Raw genomic sequence first — 14302 nt, 5'->3', positions numbered from 1 at the left:
TCATCGCATCCCGTGTTTGCGCTGCTGAGAGCCGGTTTTCAGCCGGCACCCCGAACCGCCCTAGGTGCGGTACCCGAACAGGCAAACCCGTCGCGAGACGGGGACGCAAAGCCAGGGGCCTCCCCGCTGGAGGTAGCCCAGCCGCCGAAGGAGACAGGAAGAGAATGCGTCATCGACCCATCCAAACGGCGCCGCGAGAGCGGGTGCCGTTCACGCTCTGGGGACGGAAGCGGATCCGGACAGTGCTGGCGACGATTGCCGCCTCGGCCGCTGGTCTGATCCCGGTGGTCCTGGTCAGCTCCCCAGCCCACGCGAGCGTCGACTACCTCACCATCAGCGATGCCGGCGCCTGGGAAGGCTCCAAGGTCACCTTCACCCTGACCTACACCGGCACCGCCGCGGCCACCTTCCCGACCATCGCCACCGGCAGCTTGAGCTCCGCGTCCGGTGCGGCGACCCCGGTTCTGAACACCAACGACTACGACTCGGACCCGAGCCGGACGTCGATCACGTTCCCGGGAACCGCCGCGGGTGGCACGAACACGGCGACCATCACCGTGGACACCCTTCTCGACAACGACACGGCGGACGAGACGTTCGCGCTGATCGTGACGGATGCGCTGAGCAACACCAAGTCGGCCACCGGCACGATCTGGGCGGCCGCGTCGTACCCGACCTTCGCGCTCAGCCCGACGACCTCTACGGTGGCCGAGACGGCTACCAAGAACGCCTCGGGCACCGTCACCCAGAAGTCGGTCACCATCACCGCGACTCTGACACAACCGCTGGCGCACCCGGTCACCCTTCCGGTCAAGACGGTCGACGGCACCAGCGTGACCGTGCTGGAGCGGGCCACGTCGAGTGGTGGTGAGCTGCGCGACTACACGGCGCTGCCGTCCACCGCGACGATCACGATCCCGGAGTACACCTACACCGGCAGCATCACGGTCGATCTCTACGACGACGTGGTCGACGAGACCGACACGGACGGGCAGGCCTTTACCGTCGAGGACGCGGGTTCGTCGTCGCTGGCGATCCGGCCGACCAACGCCGGCGCCGGCGTGTCCACCATCACGATCACCGACGACGATGCGGCTCCGACGATCAACATCGGTGACGCGCCGGCGGCGGACGAGGGCAGTTACCTCAACTTCCCGCTCACCCTGTCCCACCCGTCTGATGCGGCGGTCGGTGCCGACTACGCGACTGCTGACGGCACGACCCGTGACGACTCCGTCGCCGCGACAAGTGCCGGATCCGACTACACCTCGGCCGGGCCGGCGCAGATCCTGATTCCCGCCTACGGCAAGAGCCGGTTGATTCCGATCGCGGCTCTGAACGACAACGCATTCGAGGGCGCGGAAAACGTCCGGGTGCTCATCACCAACCCATCGGGCACGACGCTGGGCACCAAGACCACAGGCGTCGGCATCATCAACGACACCGACTCCGGCCCGGCCATCACGCTGAGCACTCTGGCCGACCCGGCCAACGACACGGCTGTCAACACCGGCTATTCCTTCAAGGAAGGCGACAAGGACGAGGCGGTCCGCTACATCGCGGTTACGCTGCCGAACGGCACCGGTCCGTGGCAGGTGCCGATCAAGATCGACTATGCCTTCAAAGACGGCACCGCCACCAACGGTGTCGATTACAAGGGCACCGCCGGCAGCTTCACGGTCCCGGTCGGCGCGACCGCCGCGAGCTGGACGGGCTACAAGATCCCGGTGACCGTCGTCGGTGACACCACCAAGGAGCTCACCGAGGACTTCCAGGTTGTGCTCACCAGCTCGACGAAGACGATCACCGAGGGCAACACGACCATCAGTCTCACCGAGACCAACGAGACTGACGCGATCCCGACCTGGACCACCGGGGATGTCTCGGTCGTCGAGGGCAACACCGGCGTCACCACGGTCAAGGTTCCGGTCACACTCAGCGCGGTCGCCGCGTCCGACGTGACGTTCACCGCCGGCTTCACCACGCCTGGCAGCGCGACCGAGACCGGCGTGAACTCCGGCGACGAGGTCGGTAACAACGACTACGACCTGCCCGCCACCCGCACCGTCACGATCAAGGCGGGCGAGAAGGTCGGGTACCTCGAGATCCCGATCAACGCGGACACGGTCTACGAGCGGGATGAGGCGCTCAGCGTCGACTTCACCACGGCCAGCACCGCGGTCAGCAGCGCCACCTCGGCCGACGTGCTGCACAGCGCCCGGGTGACGATCACCAACGACGACGCCAAGCCGACGGTCACGCTGAACCAGATCTCCGGCACCGAGGGCGGTTCGCTGCGGGTCACCGGCACCCTGTCCGGGCTCTCGCAGTACCCGTACACGCTCGGCCTCGCGGTCGCCGGTGTCGGGGACAACCCGGCCACCCCGGCCACCGACTTCGAGCTGCCGTCCGGCTTCGCCACCACCGCGATCAGCATCGCCCGCGGTGCGACGGCGCTGCCCAACAGCGGCGTCTTCGGTGACATCTACCTGTCGCCGGACGACGTGGACGAGCCGGTCGAGGCCTTCACCGTGGCGGTGAAGGAGACCTCGCCGTCGCTCCAGGGCTTCACCGATGTCACCGGCACCTACCGGATCAACGACGATCCGGCCGACCTGCCGCCGGCGGCCTCGATCCGTGACGAGTCGATCGGTGAGTGGGAGGGCTCGGTCGACGTCCACGTCGACTTCGCCTTCGACGAGAACACCAAGAGCACCACGCAGACCGTCAACATCCCCTGGTGGACCGTCGACGGCAGCGCCAAGGCCGGCGAGGACTACAAGGCCACCAAGGGCACCCTGACCCTCAAGCCGGGCGACCTGACCGCCACGGTCAACGTCGAGGTTCTCAACGACAAGCTCAAGGAAGACAACGAGAACTTCTGGGTCAAGCTGGGCACCGCCACCCCGACCGGCGCCGCGGTCACCAAGGGCACCGGTGAGGTCACCATCAAGTCGGAGGACAAGGCCGACCCGGTCACCCCGACGCTGAGCGCGACAGGTCCGTCGAAGGGTGTCGGCCTGGCGAAGTTCGTCGGCACCGCCGCTCCGAACACGACTGTCGAGCTGTGGGGCGCCGCGCTCCCGGAGACCGACCCGAAGGCGTTCAAGTACCTCAGCGAGACGACCGCCGACGATGACGGTTACTTCGAGCTGGCGCCGAAGTCCCTCAACTCCGGCTGGGCGTTCGTCGCCCGGTCGCAGGAGATCAACTCGGCGGTCAAGACCGTCAAGGTGACGCAGCTGCCGTCCTTCTCGGCGAGTTCCTCGAAGAAGGGCAAGCTGAGCGTCTCGGTGGCGGGCAACCCGCGGATGGCCGACCAGGCCGTCTCGGTGCAGCGCTACACCGGCGGCAAGTGGGTGACCATCGGCAAGGGCACCACCACCGCCAGCGGCTGGAAGAGCACCATCAGCGTCAAGACGAAGTCCAAGGTCACGCTGCGGGCCTGGGTCGCCGGTGACGCGAGCATGGGTATCAACGGTGGGTACTCGGCTCAGAAGAAGGTCACCATCAAGTAAGTCCTGGTGATACGAGACGGGGGCGGCCGAGAGGCCGCCCCCGTTCCGTTGTCTGCGCCGGGTCAGTCGACCTCGGCGACGGCCTGGGCGAACTGTGCGGAATAGAGCCTGGCGTACGCCCCACCCGCCGCGATCAGCGAGTCGTGGGTGCCCTGCTCGACGATCGACCCGTTCTCCATCACCAGGATCACGTCGGCGTCGCGGATCGTGGAGAGCCGGTGCGCGATGACGAAGCTGGTCCGCCCGCTGCGCAGGGTGGCCATGGCCCGCTGGATCAGCACCTCGGTACGCGTGTCGACCGAGCTGGTCGCCTCGTCGAGGATGAGGATGCTGGGTTCGGCGAGGAACGCCCGGGCGATGGTGACCAGCTGCTTCTGCCCGGCGCTGACGTTAGACCCCTCCTCGTCGATCTTCGTGTCGTAGCCCTCGGGGAGCATCCGCACGAACCCGTCGACGTGAGCCGCCTCGGCCGCCGCGTGCACCGCCGCGACATCGGGGGAGTCCGCGCCGTACCCGATGTTGTCGGCGATGCTGCCGCCGAACAGCCAGGTGTCCTGCAACACCATGCCGATCTGCTCGCGCAGCTGCTCGCGAGGCATGGTGGCGATGTCCACCCCGTCGAGCGTGATCCGCCCGCCCGTCACGTCGTAGAACCGCATCAGCAGGTTGACCAGGGTGGTCTTGCCGGCGCCGGTGGGCCCGACGATGGCCACGGTCTGTCCCGGCTCGACGCTCAGGTTGAGGTTCTCGATCAGCGGCTTGTCCGGCAGGTACCGGAACGAAACGTCCTCGAACGCGATCCGCCCCTGCACAGCGGGCCTCTCTTTGAACGACGGGTCCGGGGACTGCTCGGGCGCGTCGAGCAGGGCGAACACCCGCTCGGCCGACGCCACCCCGGACTGCACCAGGTTCGCCATGCTGGCCACCTGGGTGAGCGGCTGGCTGAACTGGCGGGAGTACTGGATGAACGCCTGCACCTCGCCGAGACTCAGCGAGCCGGACGCCACCCGCAGGCCGCCGACCACCGCGACCAGCACATAGTTGACGTTGCCGATGAACATCATGGCCGGCTGGATCAGCCCGGAGACGAACTGGGCGCGGAAGCTCGACGCGTACAGCTTCTCGTTGTGCTCCTGGAACGTCGCCGCCGCCTCGCCCTGCCGGCCGAAGACCTTGACCAGGGTGTGCCCGGTGAACATCTCCTCGATGTGGCCGTTGAGCTGCCCGGTGGTCTTCCACTGGGCGACGAACTGCGGCTGCGACCGCTTGCCGATCACGGTGGTCAGCCAGATCGACACCGGAACCGTCACCAGCGCGATCAGCGCCAGCAGCGGGGAGATCCAGAACATCATCCCGAGCACCCCGACGATCATCAGCAGTGCCGTCACGAGCTGGGCGAACGTCTGCTGGAGGGTCTGCGCGATGTTGTCGGTGTCGTTGGTGGCGCGGCTCAGCACCTCACCGCGCGGCTGCTGGTCGAAGTAGGACAGCGGGAGCCGCCCCAGTTTCTCCTCCACCTGCTGCCGCAGGTCGTAGACGGCGGCCTGCACGGCGCGGGTGGTGAGCCGGCCCTGCAGCACGCCGAAGACCCAGGCGAACACGTAGACGATCGCCACCCAGCCGAGGACCTGACCCAGCCGGTCGAAGTCGATGCCCTGGCCGGGGACGAAGTCGACGCCGGAGAGCAGGTCGGCCTGGGTGTTCTGGCCGTCGGCGCGCAGGTACTCGATGACCTGGTCCTTGGTGGCGCCGGGTGGGAAGCCGGGCATCCGGCCGATCACCCCGCCGAAGATCACGTCGGTGGCGTGGCCGAGAAGGTACGGCCCGAGCACCGACAGGAACACACCGAGCGCACCGAAGGCCAGCGCGCCCCCGACGAACACCCGCTGTGGCTTGAGCAGCGCCAGCAGGCGCTTGGTGGAGCCCTTGAAGTCCTGGAGTTTCTCCGGCGGCCCACCGGCCATCATCATGCGGGCGGCGGGCGGCCCACCCGGAACGGGCCCACGACGTTGAGGCTGACTCATCGGGTGCTCGCCTCCTCGACCGTGAGCTGGGACAGGACGATCTCGCGGTATGTCGGGCTGGTCTCCATCAGTTCCTCGTGAGTGCCGGTGCCGACCACCTTGCCGTCGTCGAGCACGATGATCCGGTCGGCGTCGCGGATCGTGCTGACCCGCTGGGCCACGATCACCACCGTGGCGTCCGCGATGTGCTCGGTCAGGGCCGCCCGCAGCGCCGCGTCGGTGGCGTAGTCGAGAGCCGAGAACGAGTCGTCGAACAGGTAGATCTCCGGCCGGTGCACGAGCGTGCGGGCGATCGCCAGCCGCTGCCGCTGACCACCTGACACATTGGTGCCGCCCTGCGCGATCGGCGCGTCCAGCCGCCCCTCCATCGACTCGACGAACGGGCGGGCCTGAGCGATCTCCAGCGCCTCCCAGAGCTGTTCGTCGGTGGCGTCCGGGTTGCCGTAGCGCAGGTTGGACGCGATCGTGCCGGTGAACAGGTAGGGCCGCTGCGGGACCAGGCCGATCAGCCCGGACAGCAGCGCCGGGTCGATCTCCCGGACGTCCACCCCGTCGACCAGGACCTGGCCCTCGGTGGCGTCGAACAGCCGGGGGACCAGGTTGAGCAGGGTGGTCTTGCCACTGCCGGTGCTGCCGATGATCGCCGTCACCTCGTTCGGGCGCGCGGTCAGGCGTACCCCCGAAAGCACGCCTGCCTCAGCCCCCGGATAGCGGAAACCGACGTCGCGGAGCTCGAGCTCGCCGTGTCGCGACAGCGTCGTGACCGGCGCCGCCGGCGCCGCGACGCTGGACTCGGTGCCCAGCACCTCCTCGATCCGCTCGGCGCAGACCTCGGCGCGCGGCACCATCATGAACATGAAGGTCGCCATCATGATCGACATGAGGATCTGCATCAGGTAGCTGATGAACGCGGTCAGCTCGCCGACCTGCATGGCGTTGGTGTCGATCCGGTGGCCGCCGAACCAGAGCACCGCGACGCTGGAGATGTTCACGATCAGCATCACGGTCGGGAACATCAGCGCCATGATCTTGCCGACCCGCAGCGACACGTCGGTCAGCTCGTCGTTGGCGACGCCGTAGCGGGCCCGCTCGTGGTCGTCGCGGACGAACGCCCGGATCACCCGGATGCCGGTGATCTGCTCGCGCATCACCTGGTTGACCCGGTCCAGCCGCTCCTGCATGGACCGGAACAGCGGCCGCATCTTCGCGATGATCAGGGCGATCACGGTGACCAGGATCGGCACGATGACCAGCAGCAGCGAGGAGAGCGGCACGTCCTCCCGCATGGCCAGCACGATGCCGCCGACGCACATGATCGGCGCCGACACCATCAGCGTGAAGGTGAGCAGGACCAGCATCTGGATCTGCTGGACGTCGTTGGTGGTCCGGGTGATCAGTGAGGGCGCGCCGAACTGGCCGACCTCGCGGGCCGAGAAGCCCTGCACCCGGGTGAAGATGGAGGCGCGCAGGTCACGGCCGACGGCCATGGCGGTCCGGGCTCCGAAATACACCGCCACGCCCTGCGCGACGATCTGGAGCAGGGTGATGCCGAGCATGCCGGCGCCGACCCGCAGGACGTAGTCGGTGTCGCCTTTGACCACGCCGTTGTCGATGATGTCCGCGTTGAGCGCGGGCAGGTAGAGCGTCGCGATCGTCTGCAGGAACTGGAAGAGCACCACCAGGGTGATCTCCGTCCGGTACGGCCGCAGATGCACTTTCAATAGTTTGATCAGCACGCCTGTTCCGTCTCTCTGATGTGAATGCCGTCCAGCAGCAGCGAGGCCAGGTCCGCTCCGCTGAACGAGTCGGGCTCCCCGTACGGCCCGAAGGTGTTGGCGCCGCAGAACATCAGCAGCAGGTGAGCCGCCCGATCCGGGGTCACCCGGAGCCGGGCCGTGTCGGGCGCGAAGACGTCGGCGACGGCGGCGCCGATCTTCGCGCGGTTGGCGGCCATCCGGGCGACCGTCTCCGGATCCTGCTCGCCGACCATGATCAGCTTGCGGGCCGCGTGCATCAGGTGGGCCCGCTCCAGGAACCGCTTGTGCACCAGCTCGGCCGCGGCGATCACCCGCTCGCGCAGGGGCGCCGTGCGGTCGATCGCCGCCAGCGCGTCCAGGTCGGGTTGCGGGTCGAGCGCCTTGATCACCGAGCAGACCACGAGCTGGCTCTTGCTCTCGAAGACGCCGAAGATCGTGCCCTCGGCCACGCCGGCCGCGCTGGCGATCTGCCGGGTGCTCACCTCCAGTCCGTGCTCGTGCAGCAGCGGGATGGTCGCCTCGATGAGGGCGGCCCGCCGCTCCTCCGGAGCCATCGCGGGGACGCGTCTGCGTCGGTTCTCCATGGCGGCCACTCTAATGAGCGAGTACTCACTCAGCCAAACCGTTTACCGCGGTCGAACCGGAATCGGTGACGTGGCGTATGAAGGGAACGTGAGCCAAAAGAAGTCGTACCGCCGCGTCATCCGGCACCTGACCACGGGATTCGCCGCTGTTCTGGTGTTCCTGGCCCTGATCGTCCCGGACCAGATCTTCCGGCTGCCGCCCGGCAATTCGGTCTTCACTGCGCTCCTGCGGGTTCCGGTCGAGGCGCTGATCGCCGGAGCGCTCCTGCTTCTGCTGCCGCAACGGGGGCGCCTCGGCCGGTCCCGCCGCCTCATCGCCGGCGGGCTCGGACTGCTGCTCGGGCTGCTCACCGTGGTCAAGATGATCGACATCGGCTTCTTCGCGGTGCTGGCCCGCCGTTTCGACCCGGTCCTCGACTGGATCCTCGTCGACGACGCCTACAACTTCATGGTCGACTCGATCGGCGAAGCCGCCACCGTCGGCCTCTCCGCCGGGCTGGTGCTCGCCGCGATCGGCCTGGTCGCCGCGATGACCTGGGCGGTCCTGCGGCTCAGCGGCATCGCGCTGAACCACCGGGTCGCCGCCTGGCGCGGCATCGGCACCGTCGCCGCCGCCTGGATCGCGCTCACCCTGATGGGCACCCAGCTGATCGGCGGCATCCCGGTCGCCTCGCACACCGCCGCCGACCTGGCCGCGCACACCGCCCTCGCGCTGCCCAACGACCTCGCCGACCGCAAACGGTTCGCCGCCGAGGTGCAGGTCGACGCGTACCGGGACCGGCCCGACGACCAGATGCTGACCGCGCTGCGCGACAAGGACGTGATCATCTCGTTCATCGAGAGCTACGGCCGCGACGCCATCGAGAACCCGGCCTTCAACAGCGCCGTCCAGACCAGCCTCGCCGCCAACCAGCAGGCGCTCACCGCCAAGGGCTTCGCCGCCCGCAGCGGCTGGCTCACCTCGTCCACGTTCGGCGGCGGCAGCTGGCTCGCCCACTCGACGTTCCTGTCCGGACTCTGGATCGACAACGAACAGCGTTACCGCAGCCTGGTCTCCTCCGACCGGCTGACCCTCACCAGGGCATTCAAGAGCAGCGGACATCGTACGGTCGGAGTTGAGCCGGGCATCATCTTCGCCTGGCCGGAGGGCGCCTTCTACGGGTACGACCACATCTACGACTCACACACGCTCGGCTACAACGGTCCCGGGTTCAGCTGGTCCCCGATGCCCGACCAGTACGTGATGTCGGCCTTCCAGAAGCTCGAATACGGCCCTGCCGACCGCGGCCGGCTGCTCGCCGAGATCACTCTGACGTCCAGCCACACCCCGTGGGCGCCGGTGCCCAGCATGATCGGCTGGGACTCGATCGGCGACGGCAGCGTCTACGGGCCGATGGCGGCGAACGCCGAGGGGCCGACCAGCGTGTGGAAGGACGAGAACCGGATGCGCGCCGAGTACGCCCGCTCGATCGCCTACTCGATGGACAGCCTGCTCGGCCACATGGCGGAGTACGGCCGCGACGACCTGGTGATGGTCTTCCTCGGCGACCACCAGCCGGCCTCCGCCGTGGTGGGCACCCAGGCCACCCACGACGTGCCGATCACGATCGTCGCCAAGGACCCGGCAGTTCTCAACCGGATCGCCGGGTGGGGCTGGACCGACGGCCTCAAGCCCGACCCGGCCGCACCGGTGTGGCGGATGGACACCTTCCGGGACCGTTTCCTCGCGGCCTACGGCCCGGAAGGCGACCCGCACTGAGACGGGCTCAGCCCGGAATGACGTCGATGACCTGCCCGGCCGGGAGCCGCGGGGTCTTCGGCGGCGCCGAGTGCGCCGGATCCAGCGTGCCGAGACGCACCGCGAGATACGGGAACCCGACGTCCCCGAGCATCCGGCGCAACGTCTGCCTGGTGAACGGGATCTCCACCGGGCTGCTCAGCGGCAGGACGTTCACCGCCTGCTCGGTCGCGGCCAGCCACAGCGCGCTCAGCGCCTCCCCGGCCCGCAACCAGTCCGGCGCGCCGTCGCCCTCGCCGTAGAGCACCGCGTACACCGCCGCCTTGTCGTGCCCGTCCCCGGCGTCCAGGGTGCCCTTCGACTGGAAATCCCGCTCGGCGACAGTGGTCAGCGGCACCTCCTCGGGCAGCACCGACGCCGGGATGCCGGTGCCGTCGGGCCGGTCGCCGCCCACCCAGGTGGCGGTCTCCGCCGACAGCCGGTCGTCGTGCGCCTCGGCGTGCTGGGCCCGGTCGACCGCCACCGCCAGCGCCAGCACCTGGTCCCGGCCGAGCACGTGCAGCCGGGCGCCGTGCTCCTCGGTCACCTTCACCAGGTGCCGCAGGGTGTCCTCGGGGACCCGCTCGTCGGTCACGGTCCGCCGGTCGGTCCGCCGGACCTGAAGCATCTGGTAGTGCCGGGTGGCCTCCGGGCGGGCCGGGACCTGCTCGACCGTGCGGATCACCGCGAGCGGCTCGCCGGCCGGCCGGTCGACCTCGTGCCGCCAGCCCTCCGCATCCAGCGCCACCTGCGCGTGATGCAGTGCCGTCCCGCAGCTCAGCAGCAGCATCCGGCCCTCCGGGTCCTGCTCGCGGAGTTGCCGTTCGGCGACGCCGAACAGCTCCAGCCGGCCCTCCCGGACCACCCAGCGCCACGGCTGCGTGTTGTGGATCGACGGGGCGAACCGTGCCGCATCCGCCGCCTGGACAAGTGCGCGCTTGACCTCGTCGGAGTCGCTCATGTACCCATCGTGCGCCATCCGGGTGGCCACGGGTACGGTCTTCCGACCCTAGCGCCGTTACGCTTCTGCGATGTTCAGTGTCGACCTGACCGAAAATGCCCAGCTGCGACCGCTCGAACCGTGGCAGGCCGAGGAGTTCCTGGCCCACATGGACCGGGCCCGTGCCACCGTCGACCCGTGGATTCCGTGGGCCAGCGTCAGCACCGACCTGGCCAGCGCCACCGCGACCCTCCAGCGTTACGCCGACAACACGGCCAAGGACAAGCAGCGGCTCTTCGGCATCTGGCTGGACGGGGTGCTGGTCGGCGGCACCATGTTCGTCGCCTTCGACGCCAAGGTGGGCAACTGCGAGCTGGGCGTCTGGCTGGAGCCGGCGGGCACCGGCCACGGCCTGGTCACCAGGGCGGCCCGGGTGCTGATCGACTGGGCGTTCCGGACCCGGGGCCTGCACCGCGCCGAATGGCACTGCAACCCCGACAACACCGACAGTTCGGCGGTGGCCCGCCGGCTCGGGATGACCCGGGAGGCACGGCTGCGGGAGGCGTACCCCTGGAACGGAGTCCGCAACGACACCGAGATCTGGGCCGTCCTCGCCTCGGAATGGAAGTAGAACGGCCCGTCCTCTCCGGTTCAGGGTCGTAGCAGACCGGAATCGGTCAGGATCCGCCGTCCGTCGCCGGCGCGCACGAAATCGATGAACCCGGCCCCCGCCCCGGGCTTCACCAGCACCAGGCTCACCCGGCCGACCTCCACCGGCTCGGCGTTCAGGGTCACCGCGCGCGCCGCGAACGGATCGTCGGTGACGAAGACGTCCGCCGGTTCGCCGCCGGCGATGCGATCGGCCAGATTCGACCCTTCACCGTACGAGAGGACGACCTCGACGTTCGGATGGTTGACCTCGAACCCGTGCTCCACCTGGGCGAACGCCTCAGCCAGCGACTCGTCCACGGCGACCTTGAGCTCGATCAGCACACTCTGCGGCCCGCCGCCGTCGCCGGTCCCCGGCCCACGGCCGCTTCCGTCGCCCGCTCCGCTGCCCTCCCTCAGCCCTGCATTCGACGGCGCCGCCGGACCGGCCGCGTTCTCCTCTCCCGTGTCGTTCACGCCGGCGCAGCCCCCGGCGACCAGCACCCCGGCCAGCAGAACGGCGATGATTCCACGCATCGTTCCCCTCCGATCACAGATTTCGGATGTCGTCGTTACGACTCCCCAGCCGCCACCACCGGTTCCGGCCGTGTCCCCACCTGTCGGCGTTCCGACCACTTCCATGCGGCACTTCGGGAATGCGCAGATCGGTGCCGGGCGGCGAGCGGCAAATCGGCACAAAAAGTGCCACCGTTCCGGCGTTGCGTACGTCACATCCCCGACGTCATGCTGATGGCGTGCCGGAACGCATCACCGAAGTAACCGCACTGCTCGCCGAGGTCCTGGCGCCGCGTGCCCCGCTCACCGTGATCGTCGACGGCGGTGATCCCGGCGCCGCGGCCCAGTTCGCGTCCCGGCTCGCCGCCGCGTTCCCGGCCAACGCCCGCGCCTGGAACGTGGACGCCGTCCTCGGACTGATCGGCCCCGGTGGCGGCCTGTTCGACTCGGCGCTCAACGTCCTGGAACCGGCCACCGACCGCATCCTGGTGTACCTGCGCGGCGGCCCCCGCCACCGGTTCGCCGAGGGCGACGGCGAGGGCCGCGCCCAGGTCGTCATCGACCACCGCGACCCGGACTGGCCGGTGATCCGCCACCTGCACCCCGACCTGGCCCACATCGACAGGTGGTACCTCTCGGAGAGCCGGGCCTTCTTCGCCGCCCGGGCCGCCGACTGGGACACCAAGTTCGGCGACGACATGCCCCGCTACACCGAGGCGGTCCGGCTGGCCGGGGTGCGACCGGGTCACGTCGTCCTCGACGTGGGCTGCGGAACCGGCCGTGCCCTGCCCGCCCTGGCCGCCGCCGCGGGCCCGGCCGGCCGGGTGATCGGCCTGGACTTCACTCCCGGCATGCTCGCCGCCGCCCGCCGGGCCGGCCGCGACGAGTGCGCCACCCTGGTGCTGGCCGACGCCCGCCGGCTCCCGGTCGCCGACGCCACCGCCGACGTGATCTTCGCGGCCGGCCTGGTCCACCACCTGCCCGACCCGGAGGCCGGTCTGGCCGAACTCGCCCGCGCCACCCGCCCCGGCGGCATCCTGGCGATCTTCCACCCGACCGGCCGGGCCCAGCTGGCCGCCCGCCACGGCCGGACCCTGCGCCCCGGCGAGCCCCTGTCCGAAGAGCGCCTGGCCCCACTCCTGGCAGCCGCCGGCTGGACCCTGGACCACTACGAGGACATCCCCGACCGTTTCCTGGCCCGCGCCACCCGCCGCTGACCTGAGCCGGCCGCTGGGGTGAGGGTGACCGGCGGACTCGGCCCGGCGGTCGCGGTGCGGCCCGGACCCCGGCCTGCGTCGCGGGGCGCCGGCGGGACGGTCCACGTTCGGTGGGAGGGGTGGCCGTACCGAATCGGGGTGGGATGGGCATGGCGGCCGTGACATGGAAGGCTTGCCGGCATGGGCATGGTCAAGGTTGTCGGGTTGGTGTTGCATCCGCGCCGCGACTGCGGCGCCGCGATAGAGGCGATCACCGGCTGGGCCGCCGAGCGCGGGGTGACCGTTCTCGGTCTGCCCGATGAGGTGAGCCGGATCAGCGGTTGCACGGCGGAGGCGGTCGAGGCCGACGAGATGGTGGATCGGGCCGGCCTGCTGGTCAGTCTGGGTGGCGACGGCACGATGCTGCGCACGATGCGGCTGGTGGAGGGGCGCAAGACGCCGGTTCTCGGGGTGAATGTGGGGCGCCTCGGGTTCCTGGCCGAGGTGGATCTGCCGGGTCTCGGGGAGGCGTTGTCGGCGATCGACGACCACCGGTTCACCATCGAGTCGCGGACCGCGGTGCACACCACGCTGCCGGACGGGCGGGCGGTGTCGGCGTTCAACGACGTCGCCCTGGTCCGGGTGCCGGGGCACGGGCTGGCCGCGGTCGGGATCCGGCTGGAGGGTGACGGGTTCGTCAACTACGCGGCGGACGCGGTGATCGTGTCGACGCCGACCGGCTCGACGGCGTACAGCTTCTCGGCGGGCGGCCCGATCGTCTCGCCGAACGTGCAGGCGCTGATCGTGTCGGCGGCCGCGGCGCATTCGTCGTTCAACCGGTCGCTGGTGCTGGACACGTCGGAGCAGCTGGCGCTGGACGTGCTGCCGACGAGCGGGCGGCTGGCGATTGAGGTGGACGGGATCATCGAGGGTTATGCGGACGCCGGTTCCACCCTCGAGATCCACCCGGTGCCGAACGCGGCTCAGGTGATCCGTTTCGGGCGTACGTCGTTCTACGAGCGGGCCCGGCGCAAGCTGCGGGTGGAGGGCAGCGCGTCGGCGGTCGCCCTCGACCCCTCCGACGCGGTGGTCGTCGACAGTTTCGAGCGGCATCGTTACGAGGTGCAGATCAGTGGAGAGGTCATCGGAACCCTCGAGTACTCCATCAGAACCGGACAGATTGAGCTTCTGAACACCGAGATCGATCAGGCGTTCTCCGGCCGGGGACTGGCCGGCCGGCTGGCTTCCGCCGCGCTCGCCGACGCCCGGTCACGTGATCTCACGGTCATCGCCACCTGCCCGTACGTGGCGGGCTATCTCGAACGACATTCCGAGAGCTGAG

Annotated in this window: 10 protein-coding genes and 1 riboswitch; of the genes, 5 read left to right on the top strand and 5 right to left on the bottom strand. The window is 69.5% G+C overall.

Annotated features, from left to right (window positions below; translation table 11 throughout):
• The first annotated feature begins 70 nt into the window (after positions 1-70).
• Positions 71-149, top strand: a riboswitch (cyclic di-GMP riboswitch).
• Positions 150-242: 93 nt separating this feature from the next.
• Positions 243-3518, top strand: coding sequence for a Calx-beta domain-containing protein (locus AB0E94_RS13550; protein WP_360325965.1), 3276 nt, complete (start codon positions 243-245; stop codon positions 3516-3518).
• A gap of 62 nt (positions 3519-3580) precedes the next feature.
• On the opposite strand, the gene AB0E94_RS13545 is transcribed toward AB0E94_RS13550, so the two are convergent.
• From AB0E94_RS13545 to AB0E94_RS13535, 3 genes are read right to left on the bottom strand one after another with little or no spacing between them, the layout of a single operon-like run.
• Positions 3581-5485 (bottom strand): ABC transporter ATP-binding protein, encoded by a 1905-nt coding sequence (locus tag AB0E94_RS13545; RefSeq protein WP_360326103.1) that lies wholly within the window; start codon positions 5483-5485, stop codon positions 3581-3583.
• A gap of 53 nt (positions 5486-5538) precedes the next feature.
• Positions 5539-7278, bottom strand: coding sequence for an ABC transporter ATP-binding protein (locus AB0E94_RS13540; RefSeq protein WP_360325963.1), 1740 nt, complete (start codon positions 7276-7278; stop codon positions 5539-5541).
• Positions 7272-7883, bottom strand: a complete 612-nt coding sequence (locus AB0E94_RS13535; RefSeq protein WP_360325961.1) for a TetR/AcrR family transcriptional regulator — start codon at positions 7881-7883, stop codon at positions 7272-7274. Before AB0E94_RS13535 ends, AB0E94_RS13540 begins: the two co-directional genes overlap by 7 nt.
• Before the next feature lie 88 nt (positions 7884-7971).
• Here AB0E94_RS13535 and AB0E94_RS13530 point away from each other — a divergent pair, with 88 nt between their 5' ends.
• Positions 7972-9642 (top strand): sulfatase, encoded by a 1671-nt coding sequence (locus AB0E94_RS13530; RefSeq protein WP_360325959.1) that lies wholly within the window; start codon positions 7972-7974, stop codon positions 9640-9642.
• A gap of 7 nt (positions 9643-9649) precedes the next feature.
• On the opposite strand, the gene AB0E94_RS13525 is transcribed toward AB0E94_RS13530, so the two are convergent.
• Positions 9650-10621 carry a nitroreductase gene (locus AB0E94_RS13525; RefSeq protein ID WP_360325957.1) on the bottom strand — a complete coding sequence of 324 codons (972 nt, stop codon included), beginning with the start codon at positions 10619-10621 and terminating at the stop codon, positions 9650-9652.
• A 70-nt stretch (positions 10622-10691) separates the two neighbouring features.
• Here AB0E94_RS13525 and AB0E94_RS13520 point away from each other — a divergent pair, with 70 nt between their 5' ends.
• Positions 10692-11231 (top strand): GNAT family protein, encoded by a 540-nt coding sequence (locus AB0E94_RS13520; RefSeq protein ID WP_360325955.1) that lies wholly within the window; start codon positions 10692-10694, stop codon positions 11229-11231.
• Between the two features lie 20 nt (positions 11232-11251).
• Here the strand turns inward: AB0E94_RS13520 and AB0E94_RS13515 are convergent, their stop codons facing one another.
• The gene (locus AB0E94_RS13515) at positions 11252-11785 is read right to left on the bottom strand and encodes a substrate-binding domain-containing protein (RefSeq protein ID WP_360325953.1); all 534 of its coding nucleotides are present in this window, start codon (positions 11783-11785) and stop codon (positions 11252-11254) included.
• Between the two features lie 218 nt (positions 11786-12003).
• Between AB0E94_RS13515 and AB0E94_RS13510 the strand changes: the two genes are divergently transcribed.
• Positions 12004-12981, top strand: a complete 978-nt coding sequence (locus tag AB0E94_RS13510; RefSeq protein WP_360325951.1) for a class I SAM-dependent methyltransferase — start codon at positions 12004-12006, stop codon at positions 12979-12981.
• Positions 12982-13161: 180 nt separating this feature from the next.
• Complete coding sequence (locus tag AB0E94_RS13505; protein WP_360325949.1) at positions 13162-14301, top strand: NAD(+)/NADH kinase; 1140 nt, start codon at positions 13162-13164, stop codon at positions 14299-14301.
• Position 14302 lies beyond the last annotated feature (1 nt).

This window comes from Actinoplanes sp. NPDC026670 (assembly GCF_040638175.1).
Classification (GTDB): domain Bacteria; phylum Actinomycetota; class Actinomycetes; order Mycobacteriales; family Micromonosporaceae; genus Actinoplanes.
This window is presented reverse-complemented; position numbering and strand designations above follow the sequence as displayed.

What these genes read in the sequence shown, in the direction of transcription:
- AB0E94_RS13535 (WP_360325961.1), bottom strand. Translation starts at nt 7,883, where the DNA reads ATGGAGAACCGACGCAGACGCGTCCCCGCGATGGCTCCGGAGGAGCGG.
- AB0E94_RS13525 (WP_360325957.1), bottom strand. Translation starts at nt 10,621, where the DNA reads ATGAGCGACTCCGACGAGGTCAAGCGCGCACTTGTCCAGGCGGCGGAT.
- AB0E94_RS13515 (WP_360325953.1), bottom strand. Translation starts at nt 11,785, where the DNA reads ATGCGTGGAATCATCGCCGTTCTGCTGGCCGGGGTGCTGGTCGCCGGG.
- AB0E94_RS13545 (WP_360326103.1), bottom strand. Translation starts at nt 5,485, where the DNA reads ATGATGGCCGGTGGGCCGCCGGAGAAACTCCAGGACTTCAAGGGCTCC.
- AB0E94_RS13520 (WP_360325955.1), top strand. Translation starts at nt 10,692, where the DNA reads ATGTTCAGTGTCGACCTGACCGAAAATGCCCAGCTGCGACCGCTCGAA.
- AB0E94_RS13505 (WP_360325949.1), top strand. Translation starts at nt 13,162, where the DNA reads ATGGGCATGGTCAAGGTTGTCGGGTTGGTGTTGCATCCGCGCCGCGAC.